Source organism: Stenotrophomonas sp. TWI809 (genome assembly GCF_039673205.1).
Lineage (GTDB): Bacteria > Pseudomonadota > Gammaproteobacteria > Xanthomonadales > Xanthomonadaceae > Stenotrophomonas.
In genome coordinates, this window is the sequence record NZ_JBDJLE010000006.1 from 1 (window position 1) to 16,945 (window position 16,945).

Here is a 16,945-nt window from a genome sequence, read left to right on the forward strand (position 1 = left end):
CCGCTGGCCGGCAACCAGGCGGCCCTTCCCGGGCAACCGGAGGAGCCGGCCAGCGGCCGGCACTACCGGCATCGCTTCCGGTCAGCCACACATGGTGTGGCTCTACCCGTCATGCACCGCCCACAAAAAAGCCCCGGCTCGCGCCGGGGCTTTTCCGTTTCAGGGCGTCACCGCCGGATCAACGATCCGGACGGTGCGCCGTGTTGGCTTCGCCCTGGCGCTCCAGGAACTCCTTGGACGGTTCGTCCAGCTTGTCACCCAGCATGCGGCGGACCACCACGAAGAACACCGGGATCATCAGCAGACCCAGGAAGGTGGCGAACACCATGCCGCCAATCACGCCGGTACCGATCGCGTGACGTGCGTTGGCGCCGGCACCGGTGGAGATGGCCATCGGCACCACGCCCATGATGAAGGCGAACGAGGTCATCAGGATCGGGCGGAAACGCAGGCGGGAGGCTTCGATGGTCGCCTCGCGCAGGTTCTTGCCCGCCGCCCGTTGCTCCACCGCGAACTCCACGATCAGGATCGCGTTCTTCGCCGCCAGGCCGATCACCGTGATCAGGCCGATCTTGAAGTACAGATCGTTCGGCAGACCACGGGCGAGCGAGAAGGCCAGGGCGCCGAGGACACCCAGCGGCACCACCAGCAGCACCGCCACCGGGATCGACCAGCTTTCATACAGTGCGGCCAGGCAGAGGAACACCACCACGATGGACAGCACCAGCAGCAGGGTCGCGGCGTTGCCGGCCAGGATTTCCTGGTAGGACATGCCCGACCAGTCGTAGCCGAAGCCGGCCGGCAGGTCGTCGTTGACGATCCGTTCCATCGCCTGCATCGCCTCGCCCGAGCTGCGGCCTTCCGCCTGCGAACCGACGATGTTGACCGCCGAGTAACCGTTGTAGCGGCTCAGCGACGGCGGGGCGGACACCCACTCGGACTTCACCACGGTGCTCAGCGGAATCATCGCCTGCGTACCGTCGGCGTTGGTCTGCAGCGTGCTGGGCGTGTAGAAGCTGTTCAACGACTCCGCACCGGTGCGGTACGGACCATCGGCCTGCAGGGTCACGCGCTTGATGCGGCCTTCATAGAAGAAGTCGTTGACGTACACCGGGGCCAGCATCAGCTGGATGGTGCTGTAGACGTCCGAGACCGACAGACCCATGGTCTGCGCCTGCACGCGATCCACGTGCAACTGCAGCTGCGGGGCGTTTTCCAGGCCGTTCGGGCGCACGCCGGTCAGCAGGTCGCTTTCCTGCGCTGCCTTGCCGAGCAGGATGTTGCGGGCCTGCGTCAGCTGCTCATAGCCCACGCCGCCACGGTCCTGCAGCCACATGTCGAAGCCGCCGAACTGACCCAGGCCCTGCACGGTCGGCAGGTTGACCACGAAGATCTGCGCTTCCTTGATGCCGAAGAACGCGCCGTTCATGTTGTTGATGAACTCGGGCACCGTGATGTCGCGGTCCGCCCAGGGCTTGAGGCGGATGAAGCCCATGCCCACGTTTTCACCGGAACCGACGAAGCTGAAACCGGCCACCTGCAGCATGCCTTCGAAGCCATCCTGCTTTTCCAGGATGCCGCGCATCTGGGCAAAGGCGTGGTTGGTCTGCGACTTGGTCGAGCCCGGCGGCAGCTGCACGATCGCCAGCGCATAGCCCTGGTCTTCTTCCGGCAGGAAGCTGCCCGGCATGCGCGTGAACAGGAAGCCGCACAGCGCGGTCAGCACCACGAACAGGATCATCCAGCGCGGGGCATGCTTCACCGCCGAGGTGATGTGGCCCACGTAGGTGTTGCTGACCTTGTCGTAGTACTTGTTGAAGGTGCGGTAGACGATGTTCGGGTTGTCGTTGTGCGTCGGCTTGAGGAACGTCGCGCACAGCGCCGGGGTGAAGCCCAGGGCCAGGAAGGCCGAGAAGGCCATCGCGATGGCGATCGTCAGCGCGAACTGCTTGTAGATCTCACCGGCGGCGCCGCCCTGCAGGGCCGACGGAATGAACACCGCTGCCAGCACCACGGTAATGGCCACCACTGCACCGGTGATCTGGGTCATGGCCTTCTGGGTGGCGGCCTTGGGCGGCAGCTTCTCCTCGGTCATGATGCGTTCGACGTTCTCGATGACCACGATCGCGTCATCGACCACGATGCCGATTGCCAGCACCATCGCAAACAGCGTCAGCTGGTTGATGGTGAAGCCGATGATGCTCATGCCCAGGAACGTGCCCAGCAGTGCGACCGGGATGACTAGGGTCGGGATCAGCGTGGCGCGGAAGTTCTGCAGGAAGATCAGCATCACCAGGAAGACCAGCACGACCGCTTCGATCAGGGTCTTGACCACTTCCTCGATCGAGATCTTCACGAAGGTGGTGCTGTCGTACGGCGAGAACCAGCTGACACCGGCCGGGAAGCTCGGCTTGAGCTCGTCCATCTTCGAGGTGACCGCATTGGCCACGTTCAGCGCGTTGGCGCCCGGCAGCAGCTGGATCGCGAACGCACCGGTCGGCTTGCCGTTGTACTGGGTGTCAAAGCCGTAGTTGTTCGCACCGAAGGCGATCCGGGCGATGTCCTTGAGCAGCACGCGCGAGCCGTCTGCATTGGCGCGCAGGATGATGTTCTCGAACTCTTCCGGCGAGCTGAAGCGGCCTTCGGCCGACACGGTCGCGGTGAAGTAGTGCCCCTCGGGCGAGGGATCCGAGCCCAGCGAACCGGCCGCGAACTGCACGTTCTGGTCCTTGATCGCGGCCAGCACCTGCGTGGCCGACAAGCCATAACCCTGCATCTTTTCCGGGTTGAGCCAGATGTTCATGGCGTACTCGGAACCGAACTGCTGGGTGCTGCCCACGCCGGGGATACGCGAGATCTGGTCGAGCACGCGCGAACCGACGATGTCGTTGAGCGCATCGCGGTCGATCGAGGCGCTGTCGGACTGCAGGGCCACTACCATCAGGAAGCCGGCGTTGGCCTTGGCCACCACCACGCCCTGCTGGGTCACTTCAGTGGGCAGGCGAGGCGTTGCCAGCGAGACCTTGTTCTGCACCTGGACCTGGGCGATATCGGCATCGGTGCCGGTTTCGAAGGTCAGGGTGATGGTGACGCGGCCGTTGGAGGCCGAGGACGAGCTGAAGTACAGCAGGTGATCGATACCGGTCAGCTGCTGCTCGATCACCTGGGTGACCGACTTTTCAGCGGTGTCGGCGCTGGCGCCGGGGTAGGTGGCGCTCACCGTCACCTGGGGAGGCGCGATGCTCGGGTAGGACTCCACGCCCAGACCCAGGATCGAGATCACGCCCGCAAGCGAGATCAGGATCGCGACCACCCAGGCGAATACCGGGTGTTCAATGAAAAATTTAGGCATGACGGAGGCTTCCCGTTATTGCTTGTTCGGTTCGGCAGCCGGAGCGGCGTCGGACTTTGCGGCGGCGGCATCGGCCGGGGCGGCCGCGGCATCAGGCTTGGCGGCAGCCGCCGGAGCGGCCCCTGCCGGAGCAGCCCCCGCCGGGGCCTGGCCATTGCCGTTGCCGGCGGCCGGGTTCCACGGGGCAGCCTTGGCCGGTTCGCCTTCCTTGACTTTCTGTACGCCGGCCACGATGACCTGATCACCGGCATCCAGACCGCCGCTGAGCAGCCAGTTGCTGCCCTGCTGGCCTTCGCTCTTCACATTCTTGCGGGCGACCTTGCCGTCCTTGCCCACCACCAGCACGTAGCCGCCGGTGGTGTCGCGCTGCAGCGCCTGCAGGGGCACCAGGTAGGCGTTGTTGCGCTCACCCAGGGTCGCCTGGAAGCTGACGAAGGCGCCCGGCAGCAGGATCTGCTGCGGGTTGGGCAGTACCGCGCGCAGCGAGACCGCGCCGGTGGCCGGGTCGACCGTGGTCGAGGAGAAGTCCAGCGTGCCCGGCTGGTCATAGACCGTGCCGTCGGCCAGCTTCACCTGCACCGTGGATTTGCCGTCCCCGCTCAGCGCCAGGGCGCCCTTGGCCTGGGCCGCGCGCATCTGGGTCAGTTCGTCCACGCTCATCGAGAAGTTCACGTACAGCGGGTCGAGCTGATCCACGGTGGTCAGCAGGGTCACATCGCCCTGGCCAACCAGCGCACCTTCAGTGACCTGCTGCTTGCCGGCGCGGCCGCTGATCGGCGAGCGCACTTCGGCATAGCCCAGGTTGATCCGCGCGCTGGCCAGCGAGGCCTGGGCCTGCTGCACGGCGGCAGCGGCAGTGCGCTCGGTGGCTTCGGCCGCATCCAGGTCGGACTTGGAGACGTAAGCCTGCGGGGCCAGCGAGCGGGCGCGGTTGGCGGCGGCCTTGGCGTTGGCGGCGGTGGCCTGCGCCGACGCCAGCTCGGCCTGGGAGGCATTGAGTGCTGCGCGCAGCGGCGCCGGGTCGATCAGGAACAGCACCTGGCCTTCCTTCACATCCGAGCCTTCCTGATAGACGCGCTTGAGCAGCACGCCCGGGACGCGGGCGCGCACATCGGCGCTGCGGAACGGCGACAGACGGCCGACCAGCTCACGCTGCAGCGGCAGGGTCTGCGGCTTGGCCTCGATCACGCCCACCTCCGGCGGCGGCGGGGCCTGCTGCTCTTCCTTTTTGCAGGCGGTCAACGCAAGGGCGACTGCGCACGTCAGGGCAAGGGTGCGGAGTGGGGCGATCATCAGGAGAAGCTCCGGTGTTGGTTTGAATACGAAGCCGTGGCCGCATCGGGCGCAGCGAATGCGCGCAGGAAGCTGTCTACGGAGAATTCTGCCCAGCGGCGGCGCACGGCGGCGTCATCGCGGTGGGGGATGTGGAAACGCTGTTTCTCGAAATCCAAGCCGGCGATCATGCTCAATAGCAGTTCAGCCATGAAGTGCGGGTCGTCATGCCTCAGCTGACCCTTGGCGGAACGCGTTGCCAGCCATTCAGAAACATGAAGTGCCAAGGCTCCGGCCCCGTTCTGGTAGAGCGTACGGGCTTCCTGCGGGAACTGACTGGACTCGGCGGCGATCAGGCGGCGGGCCTGGACCACATGCGGCTGGTTGAAGTGATCCAGATAGTCGTTGGCGAACCGCAGCAGACTGCCGCGCAGGTCGTCACCGTCGAGTGAGCGCAGCCCGGCGGTGGCGCGGCAGACGTGCCGCTGCATCACCCGCTTCAGCAGTTCCTGTTTATTGCCATAGCGGCTGTAGAGGGTCTGCTTGGAACATCCAGCGTGCTGTGCCACCGCGTCCATGCTCAGTTGCATGCCCTGGCTGGCAAGCAGTTCGCGCACGGCATCGAACACGCGGTGATCGCGCGCGTCCAGGGTGCTGGCGGCGGGGGGTGGGGGAGTCACGGGGTGGACTATACCGTCCAGTTCAGAATTGTAGAAGCCTTGTTTTTCAGCGGCGTTTGATAGCCAACGTCAAGTGGCAACGGAAGCGGCCGATGCTGCGTCGGAGGAAACCCCGATGCGTTGATCCGTACTCGGCCGAATTGATCGTGCCGATGTAAACGGGACCCAACCCGAAAGACCTTATTCCGTCCTGCAGCAAGGTATTTCTGTGCGGTAGGCCTACAATTTCATTTTCCCAACTGAGCATCACGCACCGCTCCGTCATGAAACCGCAAAAACCAGCAGCCAAGACCGTGAAAAACAAATCCAAACCAGCCGATACGCAGACTGTTTCGCCAGTGGGCTTCTCGCTGGAGCCGGTGTACACGGCCTTGCGCAAGCGCTACCCGGCGGCCGGGCAGGCCGAGGCAGTGGCTTTTGCCGCCGACTTCTACAAGCGCATGGAGGCGGACGAGTTCCCGCACCACAGCGCCGAGGAGTGGGCCGCACTGGCAGCGGACACGCTGGAATTCGCGCGTGTGCGCAAGTCCGGCAAGGCCAACGTCCGCGTGTTCAACCCGACGCTGAAGAGCAACGGGTGGGAGTCGCCGCACACGGTGTTGCAGATCGTCAACGACGATATGCCGTTCCTGGTCGACACGGTGACGATGTCGCTGGCCGAGCATGGCGTGGGCGTGCATGTACTGGGTCACCCGGTGATCCGCTTCGCCCGTGACAAGGCCGGCAAGCTGACCGGTGTCAGCGACGGCACCGCCGAATCGGTGATGCTGCTGGAGATCGACCGCCAGCCGGCCGAGGCCATGGCCGACGTCGAGAAGGCCATCATCAAGGCGCTGGACGAGGTGCGTGCCATCGTCCGCGATTGGGACGCGATGCGTGCCAAGGCGCAGAGCCTGGCCGACGACCTGGGCAGCCGCCAGCTGCCGGTGGATGCCGCCTCGCGCGCCGAAGCGCAGGAATTCCTGCGCTGGGCCGCCGACAACCACTTCACCTTCTTCGGCTACCGCGAGTACCGCGTGGAGAAGCAGGGCAAGGAAGACGTGCTGGCGCCGCTCAACGACACCGGCCTGGGCCTGATGCGCGGGCAGGACAAGTCCGCCGCCCGTCCGGTCAAGACGCTCGCTGCGCAGGGCCTCAATGCCACCACCGGGTTGAAGGACGCGCTGATCCTGACCAAGACCAATGCCCGCTCGCGCGTGCATCGCGCCGGCTACATGGATTACATCGGCGTGCTCGAATTCGACGCCAAGGGCAAGATCATCGGCGAGCAGCGCTTCCTGGGCCTGTTCACCTCCAGCGCGTACAACCGCCGCCCGTGGGAGATCCCGCTGGTGCGTCAGCGCCACGAATACGTGATGAGCAAGTCCGGCCTGGCACCGAGCAGCCACAGCGGCAAGGCCCTGCGCCACATTCTGGAAACCCTGCCGCGCGAAGAGCTGTTCCAGTCCAGCGAAGATGAGCTGTTCCGCACCGCCATGGGCGTGCTGGGCCTGCAGGAGCGCGTGCGCAGCCGTCTGTTCCTGCGCCGTGACAAGTACAGCCGTTTCATCTCCGCGCTGGTGTACCTGCCGCGCGAACGCTTCAACACCGATGTGCGCCTGCGCATCGAAGCCATGCTCAAGGATGCCCTGCAGGGCGAGTACGTGGACAGCTCGGTCGTGCTCGGTGAGTCGCCGCTGGCCCAGGTGCACCTGATCGTGCGCCCGAAGGCTGGCCAGACCCTAGAAGTGGATACCAGCGCACTGGAGCAGAAACTGGCCCAGGTGCTGCGCAACTGGCAGGACGATCTGCGCGAAGCGCTGGTGGCCCGTCACGGTGAGGGCGAAGGCCTGCGCATCGCGGCGCGTATCGGCAAGGCGTTGCCGGCCGGTTACATCGAAGACTCCAGCACCGAGATCGCCGCCAACGACGTCAGCCAGCTCGACGCGCTGACCGGTCCGGACGACCTGCGCCTGAGCCTGCAGGCCGTGCAGCGCGAAGGCGGCGATGGCCTGCGCCTGAAGCTGTACCGCCAGCTGGACGACATTCCGCTGTCCGATGCGCTGCCGATGATGGAAAACATGGGCCTGCGTGTCATCGCCGAGCGTCCGTACCGTCTGACGGTCGATAACGCCCCGGTGTATGTGCAGGACTTCGAAGTGGAATCGGTGGCTGGTGCGATCGATGCGCCGAGCGTCGATGCCGCCTTCGGTGAAACCTTCGCCCGCGTGTGGCACGGCGATGCCGAGAACGACGGCTTCAACCGCCTCGTGCTCGCGGCCGGCCTGCACTGGCGCCAGGTGGCGATGCTGCGTGGCTACTGCAAGTACCTGCTGCAGACCGGCGTGCCGTTCTCGCAGGCCTATGTGGAAGGCACCTTCACCCGCTACCCGCTGCTGGCCCGTCTGCTGGTGGAGCTGTTCGAAGCGCGCTTCGATCCGGCCACCGGCCACGAGAGCAAGGACGCGATCGCCGAGGGCCAGGCCCAGCTGCGCGCGCATCTGACCGTGCTCGCCGGCGGTGACGAAGCCACCCTGAAAGTGCTCAAGACCGTGGTCGATGCGCGCAAGGGCGACCGCACCGTGCAGATGGACGCCGCGCGCGATGCGCTGCTCAAGCTGATGGACCGCGTCTCCAGCCTCGATGAAGACCGCATCCTGCGCAGCTTCATGGGCGTGATCGATGCGACCCTGCGCACCAGCTACTACCAGACCGATGCCGAGGGCCGTCCGGGCCACGTCATCAGCTTCAAGTTCGATTCGGCGCTGGTGCCGGACCTGCCCAAGCCGCGTCCGTACCGCGAAATCTTCGTGTACGGCCCGCGCGTGGAAGGTACCCACCTGCGCTTCGGCGCCGTGGCTCGTGGTGGCCTGCGCTGGTCGGATCGTCGCGAAGATTTCCGTACCGAGGTGCTGGGCCTGGTCAAGGCACAGATGGTCAAGAACACGGTGATCGTGCCGGTCGGCGCGAAGGGCGGTTTCTTCGCCAAGATGCCGCCGGTCAACGGTGACCGTGATGCGGTGTTCGCCAACGGCGTGGCCTGCTACAAGCTGTTCATCCAGGGCCTGCTGGACATCACCGACAACATCGTCAACAACAAGATCGTGCCGCCGGTGGACGTGGTCCGCCACGACATGGACGACCCGTATCTGGTGGTGGCCGCCGACAAGGGCACCGCGACCTTCTCCGACATCGCCAACGGCCTGGCCGTGGCGCACGGCTTCTGGATGGGCGACGCGTTCGCCTCCGGTGGCTCGGTCGGTTACGACCACAAGGGCATGGGCATCACCGCCCGTGGTGCGTGGGAGTCGGTCAAGCGCCACTTCCGTGCGCTGGGCCGTGACAGCCAGAGCCAGGACTTCACCGCGGTCGGCGTGGGCGACATGTCCGGCGACGTGTTCGGCAACGGCATGCTGTTGTCGCGCCATATCCGCCTGGTCGCGGCATTCGATCACCGCCACATCTTCCTGGACCCGAACCCGGATGCGGCCACGACCTTCGTCGAGCGTGAGCGTCTGTTCACCGTGCCGCGCTCCAGCTGGGCCGATTACGATGCCAAGCTGATCAGCAAGGGCGGTGGCGTGTACCCGCGTACGCTGAAGTCCATCGAGATCACCCCGCAGGTCCGTGAGGTACTCGGCCTGGACGAGGGCATCAAGTCGATGACCCCGAACGACCTGATGAGCGCGATCCTGAAGTCGCCGGTCGACCTGCTGTGGAACGGCGGCATCGGTACCTACGTCAAGGCGGCCAGCGAGCAGCACAGCGATGTCGGCGACCGCGCCAACAACGCGCTGCGCGTCAATGGCGGCGAGCTGCGCTGCAAGGTGGTGGGCGAGGGCGGCAACCTGGGCATGACCCAGCTGGGCCGTATCGAAGCCGCCCAGGCCGGCGTGCTGCTCAACACCGACTTCATCGACAACTCGGCCGGTGTGGACACCTCCGATCACGAAGTCAACATCAAGATCCTGCTCAACGATGTGGTGCGGGCCAAGAAGTTGACCGTCGAACAGCGCAACAAGCTGCTGGCCTCGATGACCGACGAAGTGGCCGCGCTGGTGCTGATGGACAACTACCGTCAGAACCAGGCGCTGAGCCTGATGGAACGCATGGCGGTCAAGCGCCTGGGTTCCAAGCAGCACTTCATCCGCACGCTGGAACAGCAGGGCCTGCTGGACCGCCAGATCGAGTACCTGCCCTCGGATGCGGAACTGTCCGCACGCAAGGCGCGTGGCCAGGGCCTGACCCGTCCGGAGCTGTCGGTGCTGTTGTCCTACTCCAAGCTGGTGGCCTTCCAGCAGCTGCTCGAGTCGGACATCCCGGAAGATCCGTACCTGTCCAAGGAGCTGCAGCGCTACTTCCCGACGCCGCTGCAGAAAAAGTACGCCGATGCGATGGAGCGTCACCGCCTGAAGCGCGAAATCATCGCCACGGCCGTGACCAACCAGACCATCAACCGCATGGGCGCCACCTTCCTGATGCGCATGCAGGAAGACACCGGCCGCACCGTGGCCGAGGTCGCCAAGGCGTACACGATCAGCCGTGAAACGCTGGACGCACGCGCGCTGTGGGCACAGATCGACGCCCTCGACGGCACGTTGCCGGAGTCGGTGCAGATCGATGCGCTGGAAGTGATCTGGAAGCTGCAGCGTTCGTTCGTGCGCTGGCTGCTCTCGCGCCCGGGCGCCATGCCGGGCATCACCGAAGCCGTCAACCGCTACCAGGCCGCGTTCAACGACATCCGCGACGCCTCGGGCGTGCTGCCGGATTCGCAGCGCCCGGCCTACGAGGCCAGCGTGCAGGAGTGGAAGGACAAGGGCCTGCCGCCGGCGTTGTCGCAGCAGCTCTCGGAACTGCAGTTCCTGGAGCCGGCGTTCGACATCATCGAACTGGCCCGCACCCGCAAGCTCAAGCCGGTGGACGTCTCCAAGGTCCACTTCCGCCTGGGCGACGCCCTGCAGCTGCCGTGGCTGTTCGAGCAGATCGACGCGCTGGAGGTCAACGGCCGCTGGCACGCCGTGGCCCGTGGCGTGCTGCGCGACGAGCTGGCCGCCCACCATCGCAACCTGGCCGCCCAGGTCCTGTCGATGAAGGGCAGCAGCGCCGAAGCCAAGGTCGCCGCCTGGATGGGCCGCGATGACAGCAGCCTGCGCTTCACCCTGGCGATGCTGGCCGAGCTGGCCGAGCAGAAGACCCTGGACTACCCGACCGTTTCGGTCGCGGTCCAGCGCCTGGGTCAGCTGGCTTCGCATGGTGCGTAAGCATGGTGCGTTGGCGCATTCGCGCTGACGCCCCACGGTTTGCCTTGCAAACCGTGGGCCCCATGCAAACGATGCTTCCAGACCCCCGCGCCTTCGGCGCGCCCCCCTGACTCAGGGGGGCTCTGCTCCAGAGGGATGGGCGGGGGCCGGTAACGGCATTGCATGAGAAACACACGGCTCCGCTTCGGCGGGGCCGTTTTTTCATGTCGGTTCCCGCATGTCGGTTCCCGGCATCCGGTAGGCACCGACCGTTGGTCGGTGCGGACGCCGACATGACCGGCGCCCCACGCCACGACCAACGGTCGTGGCCTACCCGGGACGTGGCGGGTATGCTCTGGCGAACCCGCCCCACCGGATGTTTGATGAGCGCTTCCCCCCGTATCGCCTTCATGGCCAGCTCCACCGAAGCGGCGCAGCTCGCCCTGGCACAGATGCGGGCCCGCTATGGCGACTACACGCCCGAGCAGGCCGAGGTGCTGTGCCCGCTGGGGGGGGATGGCTTCCTGCTGCAGACGCTGCATCGCTATGGTGCGCTGGAAAAGCCGGTGTTCGGCATGAAGCTGGGCACGGTGGGCTTCCTGATGAACCAGTTCCGTGATGATGATCTGCCCGCGCGCCTGGCGGCCGCGGAGCCGGCCAACCTGCGGCCGCTGGAGATGCTGGCGTTGACCGAGTCCGGCACCACCACCGGCTCGCTGGCCTACAACGACGTCTCGCTGCTGCGGCAGACCCGCCAGGCCGCGCATATCGGCATCGACCTCAATGGCCAGGAGCGCGTGGCCGAGCTGATCGGCGACGGGGTGCTGGTCGCCACCCCGGCCGGCAGCACCGCCTACAACTATTCCGCGCATGGCCCGATCCTGCCGCTGGGCTCGCACACGATCGCGCTCACCCCACTGGCGCCGTACCGTCCGCGCCGCTGGCGGGGGGCGATCCTCAAGGCGGACACCGAAGTGCGCTTCCGGGTGCTCGACCCGTACAAGCGCCCGGTCAGCGTCACCGCCGATTCGCACGAAACCCGCGATGTGGTGGAAGTGACCATCCGCGAATCGCGCGAACGCCGCGTCACCATGCTGTTCGACCCGGAGCACAATCTGGAAGACCGGATCCTGAGCGAACAGTTCATGTTCTGACGGCGCACGGCCGTGCTGGCCATGCACTGTGGGAGAATGGCTGGCCGGCCGCTGCGGCCGCATTGGATTGCTGATTGCCATGGGCGACAACACCCCCCGTTTGCTGACCGTTGCCGTGACGTCGCGGGCCCTGTTCGATCTGGAAGAGGGCCACGCGCTGTTCGAGGCCGAAGGCGTCGATGCCTATGCCGAGTACCAGCGCAAGCACGAAGATGATGTGCTGCGCCCCGGCGTGGCCTTCCCGGTGGTACGCAAGCTGCTCGCGCTCAACCAGGGCCAGTCGCCGGAACAGCCGCGGGTGGAAGTGATCCTGCTGTCGCGCAACTCCGCCGATACCGGCCTGCGCATCTTCAATTCGATCCAGCACTACGACCTGGGCATCATCCGCGCGACCTTCACCGCGGGCGAGCCGACCTGGCCGTATGTGAAGCCGTTCGGCACTGATCTGTTCCTGTCGGCCAACCCGGAGTCGGTGCGGCGCGCGCTGCTGCACGGGATCGCTGCCGCGACCATCCTGCCCAAGCCGCCGGGCGAGACCATCGCCGCAGCCGAACAGGTCGATCTGGGCCGTCCGCTGGGCCAGCTGCGCATCGCCTTCGATGGTGATGCGGTGATCTTCGGCGATGAGAGCGAACGCATTTCGCGCGAGCAGGGCGTGGAAGCGTTCGGCCGCCATGAGCGTGAGAACGCCCGTGAGCCGCTCAGTGGCGGTCCGTTCCGCAACTTCCTCTCGGCCCTACACACCCTGCAGGCCGTGTTCCCCTCGGGCGAAGATGCGCCGATCCGCACCGCGCTGGTCACTGCGCGTTCGGCACCGGCGCACGAGCGGGTCATCCGCACGCTGCGCGAGTGGGGCGTGCGCCTGGACGAGGCGCTGTTCCTGGGCGGCCGCCACAAGGGCCCGTTCCTGGAAGCGTTCGGCGCGGACATCTTCTTCGACGATTCCCAGCACAACATCGACAGCGCGCTGCAACACCAGAGCGTGGCCGCCGGGCACGTGCCGCATGGGGTCGCCAACGACGGTTGATGGTGTGTGGGGCCATGTACCCACCAACGGTGGCGCCCATGTACCAACCAACGGTGGCGCCTATGTACCCACCAACGGTGGGTACCTACTGGATCGGCAGGACCGACGGGGCGGTGCTTTCGGGGTTCAATGGCAGCCGGATGTCGACCAGGCGCCAGCGCAGCCCCGAGCGCTGCAGGATGAAGACCACCGGCGCGCCCTGCGGGGTATGGGTGGTGGCGGTGAACCGCGACAGCGACTCGAAATGGTGGGTGGCGTCGTTCAGCGGCCGTGCCGGCCGTGGCGCCGCGTAGGCATCGTTGCTGGGGCTGTCCAGGTCGTTGCTGGCGCGCTTCCACAGGGTGTGGCCCTCCAGCAGCGCACCGATGCCGGTGGGGGTCACCAGTGCGTCCACGGCGGTCGCGCTCAGCCGGTCACCGGCCGAGAGCAGCAACGCACCGAACAGGCTGGACTGCATGTCCGGACCCGCGCGGCGCACCACGTAATCGCTCAGCTGGGCGCGCAGGTTGGCGCGCAGCATCGGGAAATCCACGTAACGGTCGAGTCTGGCGGTGTCGCGCTGTTCGATCGCGCGGCTGAGGCCATGCACGGTCACGTAGGGGCCGCCGAACACGATGCCGGCCAGCACCAGCAGCACGGTGACCAGCAACCAGAGCAGCTTCTTCATCGGATCTGCCTTGTCGTCATGGTGCCCAGCTTGACCCAGCCGGCGTCAGCGCACGTGAAGCTCAGAATTCCAGGTCCAGCGCCGCACACAGGTAATCCACGAACGGGGCCAGCGTGACCAGGTCGGCTGCGATGGTCTGGCGCAGGCGCGGCCCGGTCATCGTGGCGTCGTCCAGCGAGCGCCAGAACACCCAGTTGCGGTGCTTGAGATCGTCGATGAACTCGAACTCCGGCTCGAACCCGCGCGGGGCCCGCACCAGCTTTTCGCTTTCCTCGAAATCGAACTTCTTGCGCAGCACCGGCGAATGCGCGGCGGCCTTCCAGCTGCCCGGGTTGTCGACGATGAAATGCCGCACTTTGCGCTGCGTGACCGGCTCGGGATGCCACAGGCCGGCGCCGACGAAGCTCTCGCCCGGCTGCAGGTGGATGTAGAACGACGGGGCTGGCACCTGCTTGCGCCGCTCATGGAACAGGCGCGCGCCCTGCCAGCTCTTGTAGGGCGATTTATCGTTGGAGAAGCGCGCATCGCGGTAGATGCGGAACAACGACCCACCCACGGTGCGCGGATCGGCGCGGAAGTGCTCGCTGACTGCGGCCAGGTCCGGCTGCAGATCGGTGATCAGGCGCAGGAACGGCTGGCGGACGTGCTCTTCGTACTTCGGCTTGTGCTCGTTGAACCAGGTCTTGTCGTTGTTGCGGGCCAGGCCGCGCAGGAAGGTGAAGGTGGCCGGGCTGAAATATGTACTCATAGGCTGCTCTGCAGGTGGGTGCCCCAGTCGCGCAGGTGCTGCAGCAGGGCGAGCTTGCCGGCATCGTCGGCGTGCTCTGCGGCCAGTGCATCCAGCTGCGCGGTGAACTGCGGCAGGGTCTGTTCGCCCAGCGATGCATCGCCGAGCAGGCGCTGGCGACGATAGTCGTTCCAGCGTGAGCGCTCGGTGGTGTCCAGGGTGTCCGGGTAGTTCCGGGCGCGGTACCGGAACAGCAGCTCGGGCATGCGCGGGTCGCGCAGGCGCTCGGCGAAGCTGGCCAGTTCGGCCGGCGGGCTGGTGCGGATGCGTGCCATCAGGGATTTGTCGCCGTCGGCCAGGAAGCCGTCGTAGAGCGAGGCGTCCACATCGCTCGGCGCCAGCGAGCGCTCACCTGAATACACCTGGCGAACTTTTTCGGCCAGGGCCGGGCCGATCTGTCGCAGGCGCTCGGCGTTGGCTTCGATCGCGGCCGGGTCGATGCCCAGCCGCGCATGGTCGGCCGGGCGTAGATGGTTCCAGGCGACCAGCGCCGGGACCTTGTTGAGGTGCACTTCCTTGAGCGGCACGCGCTGCTCACCCTCGGCCATGTCGGCCGCGCGGGTGTACAGGCGCGCGGCGATGGTTTCCGGTGGCAGATCGAGCAGCGGCTCGATATCGCCCTCCAGATCGAACGCGATGATGCGGTTGTTGATGAAGGGATGGCGCGCCAGTGGCAGCACCGGTGCCGCGCACATGCGCTGGGCCGGGTAGCGCATCGAGATGTGCAGCACCGGCTGCATCGCATCCACATCCAGCAGGCTGCCCACGAAGCGCTTGTCACGCAGCTTCAGCGCGTAGTCCCAGAGCCGCGGCTGGGCCTGCTTGAACAGCTTCGCCAGGCCGATCGTCGCGTGCACATCGGACAGCGCTTCATGTGCATCGCCCTCGCGGACGTTGTTGGCCGTGGCCAGATGCTCGAGCTTGAACGACGTGGCGCCGTCTTCGCGCTGCGGCCAGACAATCCCGTCCGGGCGCAGCGCATGCAGCAATCGCATCATGTCCAGCAGATCCCAGCGCGAATTGCCGTTGCGCCACTCGCGTTCATAGGGGTCGTAGAAGTTGCGGAACAGCCCGTGGCGGACGAACTCATCGTCGAAGCGCAGCGTGTTGTAGCCCAGCGAGCAGGTACCCGGCTGCGCCATCAGGTCGTTGATCCGCGCGAACGCTTCGGCCTCGGTGACGCCGGCGCTCAGCGCGTGCTGCGGGGTGATGCCGGTGATCAGGGTGGCGATCGGCGAGGGCAGCAGGTCGTCGGCCGGTTTGACATAGAAGCTGACCGGCGCTTCGATGATGTTCAGATCGGCGTCGGTGCGGATGCCGGCAAACTGCGCGATGCGCGTGCGGCGCGGGTCTTGGCCGAACGTTTCAAGGTCGTAGAACAGGAAGCTGTCGGCCATCAGTGCGCGCCCTCCAGGACTGGCAGTTGTTCGTGGACCAGTCGCTCCAGTGCGGTCCAGTCGATATTCGCCAGGCTGTCGTGCCCGGCGGTGGCTTCCTCCAGCATGCGCCGCTGCAGCTCGGTGCGCGCCAGCGCAACGGCATACGGGGTGCGCAGGAAGGTGACCATCGTGTAGTGCGGCACGAATCGCGTCGGCCAACGTGCTTGCAACGCCTGCTCCAGTTCACGCTGCAGCAGGAACTGCGGATCGGCCACGCGGTCGCGCATCTCCAGGTAATTCTCCAGCGCCATCTGCTGGATCGCCTCGGCATTCGGCTTGCGGTCGGTCTCGAAGGCGGCGAAGGCCTCGCCCAGCGAATCCTGCTCCAGCAGGTGCGCGGCCAGCGCGATGCAGTCTTCGAAGGCGCAGTTCATGCCTTGGCCGTGGAACGGGACCATCGCGTGCGCGGCATCGCCGATCAGCACCGCGCGGCCCTTCATGTGCCAGTGCTTGAGGTGCAGCGTGCCGAGCAGGCCCGGCGGATGCTGCTCCCAGTCACGGCGCAGGTTCGGAATCAGCGCCAGCGCATCGGGGAAGTCGCGCGCGAACAGGGCTTCGGCTTCGGCGCCACTGTTGGTGGTGGCAAAGCTCGGATCGCCCTCGTTGGGTAGGAACAGCGTGACCGTGAACGTGCCTTCGTCATTGGGCAGCGCGATGCACATGTAGTGCCCACGTGGCCAGATGTGCAGCGCGTTGGCCTCGATCCGGAAGCCGCCATCATCGGTCGGCGGTATTTCCAGCTCCTTGTACGAGTGATCCAGGAAATCGATGCGCTCCTCCAGCGGCTGCTTGCGGTTCATCGCCGCGCGCAGCGCCGAACCGGCACCGTCAGCCCCTATCAGAGTGTCGAAGCGGATATCGTGCGGCTGGTCGTCGCGGTCATCGATGAAGCGTGCGTAGCCGGCATCGAAATCCACTGTGTGCAGGCGGCGGTGGAAGTGCACGGTCGCACCCGCGTCCTCGGCCAGCTGCAGCAGAGTAGTGTTGAGGTCCTTGCGGTGGATCGACCAGATCACCTCGCTGTCATCGCGCCCGTAGCGCTGCAGCTGCGGCTCGCCTTCGCGCGGGTGGATCATCCGCCCGCGCATCATCACCGCTTTGGCCATGACCGCGTCTTCGACCCCGGCCTGGCGCAGCGCATGGCGGCCACGCTCGGCCAAGGCCAGATTGATCGAACGGCCGGACTCATAATCGCTTACGCGCGGATCGCCGCGTCGCTCATACAAGGTGATCTGCCAGCCCTGACGGGACAGCAGGATGGCCAGCAATGAACCGGCCAGGCCAGCGCCGATGATGCTCAGCGAACGGGAGGGGGTAGCGATCAAGGCGATGTCCGTGGGGGCGGGGA

The 16,945-nt window shown here is 66.2% G+C and carries 9 protein-coding genes and 1 pseudogene; 3 read left to right on the plus strand and 7 right to left on the minus strand.

The genetic code is table 11. The features are described from left to right. Positions 1-178 precede the first annotated feature (178 nt). Genes ABE472_RS06460 through ABE472_RS06470 form a run of 3 tightly spaced genes read right to left on the minus strand, consistent with a single transcriptional unit; the run spans position 179 to position 5,304 of the window. Positions 179-3,352 (minus strand): multidrug efflux RND transporter permease subunit, encoded by a 3,174-nt coding sequence (locus ABE472_RS06460; RefSeq protein ID WP_313210660.1) that lies wholly within the window; start codon positions 3,350-3,352, stop codon positions 179-181. A 15-nt stretch (positions 3,353-3,367) separates the two neighbouring features. Beyond that, entirely contained in the window at positions 3,368-4,645 is a 1,278-nt protein-coding gene (locus ABE472_RS06465; protein ID WP_346465906.1) for an efflux RND transporter periplasmic adaptor subunit, read from the minus strand. Beyond that, on the minus strand, positions 4,645-5,304 hold the full coding sequence (locus ABE472_RS06470) for a TetR/AcrR family transcriptional regulator (protein WP_346465907.1): 660 nt from the start codon (positions 5,302-5,304) through the stop codon (positions 4,645-4,647). Before ABE472_RS06470 ends, ABE472_RS06465 begins: the two co-directional genes overlap by 1 nt. A gap of 347 nt (positions 5,305-5,651) precedes the next feature. Here ABE472_RS06470 and ABE472_RS06475 point away from each other — a divergent pair. The 3 genes and pseudogenes from ABE472_RS06475 to ABE472_RS06485 form a co-directional block, all read left to right on the plus strand. Next, a pseudogene (locus ABE472_RS06475) lies at positions 5,652-10,544 on the plus strand (NAD-glutamate dehydrogenase domain-containing protein); the annotation flags it as partial. Positions 10,545-10,906: 362 nt separating this feature from the next. Further along, on the plus strand, positions 10,907-11,677 hold the full coding sequence (locus ABE472_RS06480; protein ID WP_346465908.1) for an NAD kinase: 771 nt from the start codon (positions 10,907-10,909) through the stop codon (positions 11,675-11,677). A 79-nt stretch (positions 11,678-11,756) separates the two neighbouring features. After that, on the plus strand, positions 11,757-12,704 hold the full coding sequence (locus tag ABE472_RS06485; protein WP_088434636.1) for a 5'-nucleotidase: 948 nt from the start codon (positions 11,757-11,759) through the stop codon (positions 12,702-12,704). A gap of 85 nt (positions 12,705-12,789) precedes the next feature. On the opposite strand, the gene ABE472_RS06490 is transcribed toward ABE472_RS06485, so the two are convergent. From ABE472_RS06490 to ABE472_RS06505, 4 genes are all read right to left on the minus strand, one after another. Beyond that, positions 12,790-13,371 carry a DUF2939 domain-containing protein gene (locus ABE472_RS06490; protein WP_346465909.1) on the minus strand — a complete coding sequence of 194 codons (582 nt, stop codon included), beginning with the start codon at positions 13,369-13,371 and terminating at the stop codon, positions 12,790-12,792. A gap of 61 nt (positions 13,372-13,432) precedes the next feature. Next, a complete protein-coding gene (locus ABE472_RS06495; protein ID WP_346465910.1) occupies positions 13,433-14,119 on the minus strand; it encodes a DUF2461 domain-containing protein in 687 nt (228 codons plus the stop codon). Then, positions 14,116-15,555 (minus strand): exodeoxyribonuclease I, encoded by a 1,440-nt coding sequence (gene sbcB / locus ABE472_RS06500; protein ID WP_346465911.1) that lies wholly within the window; start codon positions 15,553-15,555, stop codon positions 14,116-14,118. The genes ABE472_RS06495 and sbcB overlap by 4 nt, the downstream gene beginning before the upstream one ends. Continuing rightward, entirely contained in the window at positions 15,555-16,922 is a 1,368-nt protein-coding gene (locus ABE472_RS06505; protein ID WP_346465912.1) for an NAD(P)/FAD-dependent oxidoreductase, read from the minus strand. Before ABE472_RS06505 ends, sbcB begins: the two co-directional genes overlap by 1 nt. Positions 16,923-16,945: the final 23 nt, after the last annotated feature.

What these genes read in the sequence shown, in the direction of transcription:
- ABE472_RS06460 (WP_313210660.1), bottom strand. Translation starts at nt 3,352, where the DNA reads ATGCCTAAATTTTTCATTGAACACCCGGTATTCGCCTGGGTGGTCGCG.
- ABE472_RS06465 (WP_346465906.1), bottom strand. Translation starts at nt 4,645, where the DNA reads ATGATCGCCCCACTCCGCACCCTTGCCCTGACGTGCGCAGTCGCCCTT.
- ABE472_RS06480 (WP_346465908.1), top strand. Translation starts at nt 10,907, where the DNA reads ATGAGCGCTTCCCCCCGTATCGCCTTCATGGCCAGCTCCACCGAAGCG.
- ABE472_RS06485 (WP_088434636.1), top strand. Translation starts at nt 11,757, where the DNA reads ATGGGCGACAACACCCCCCGTTTGCTGACCGTTGCCGTGACGTCGCGG.
- ABE472_RS06490 (WP_346465909.1), bottom strand. Translation starts at nt 13,371, where the DNA reads ATGAAGAAGCTGCTCTGGTTGCTGGTCACCGTGCTGCTGGTGCTGGCC.
- ABE472_RS06495 (WP_346465910.1), bottom strand. Translation starts at nt 14,119, where the DNA reads ATGAGTACATATTTCAGCCCGGCCACCTTCACCTTCCTGCGCGGCCTG.
- sbcB (WP_346465911.1), bottom strand. Translation starts at nt 15,555, where the DNA reads ATGGCCGACAGCTTCCTGTTCTACGACCTTGAAACGTTCGGCCAAGAC.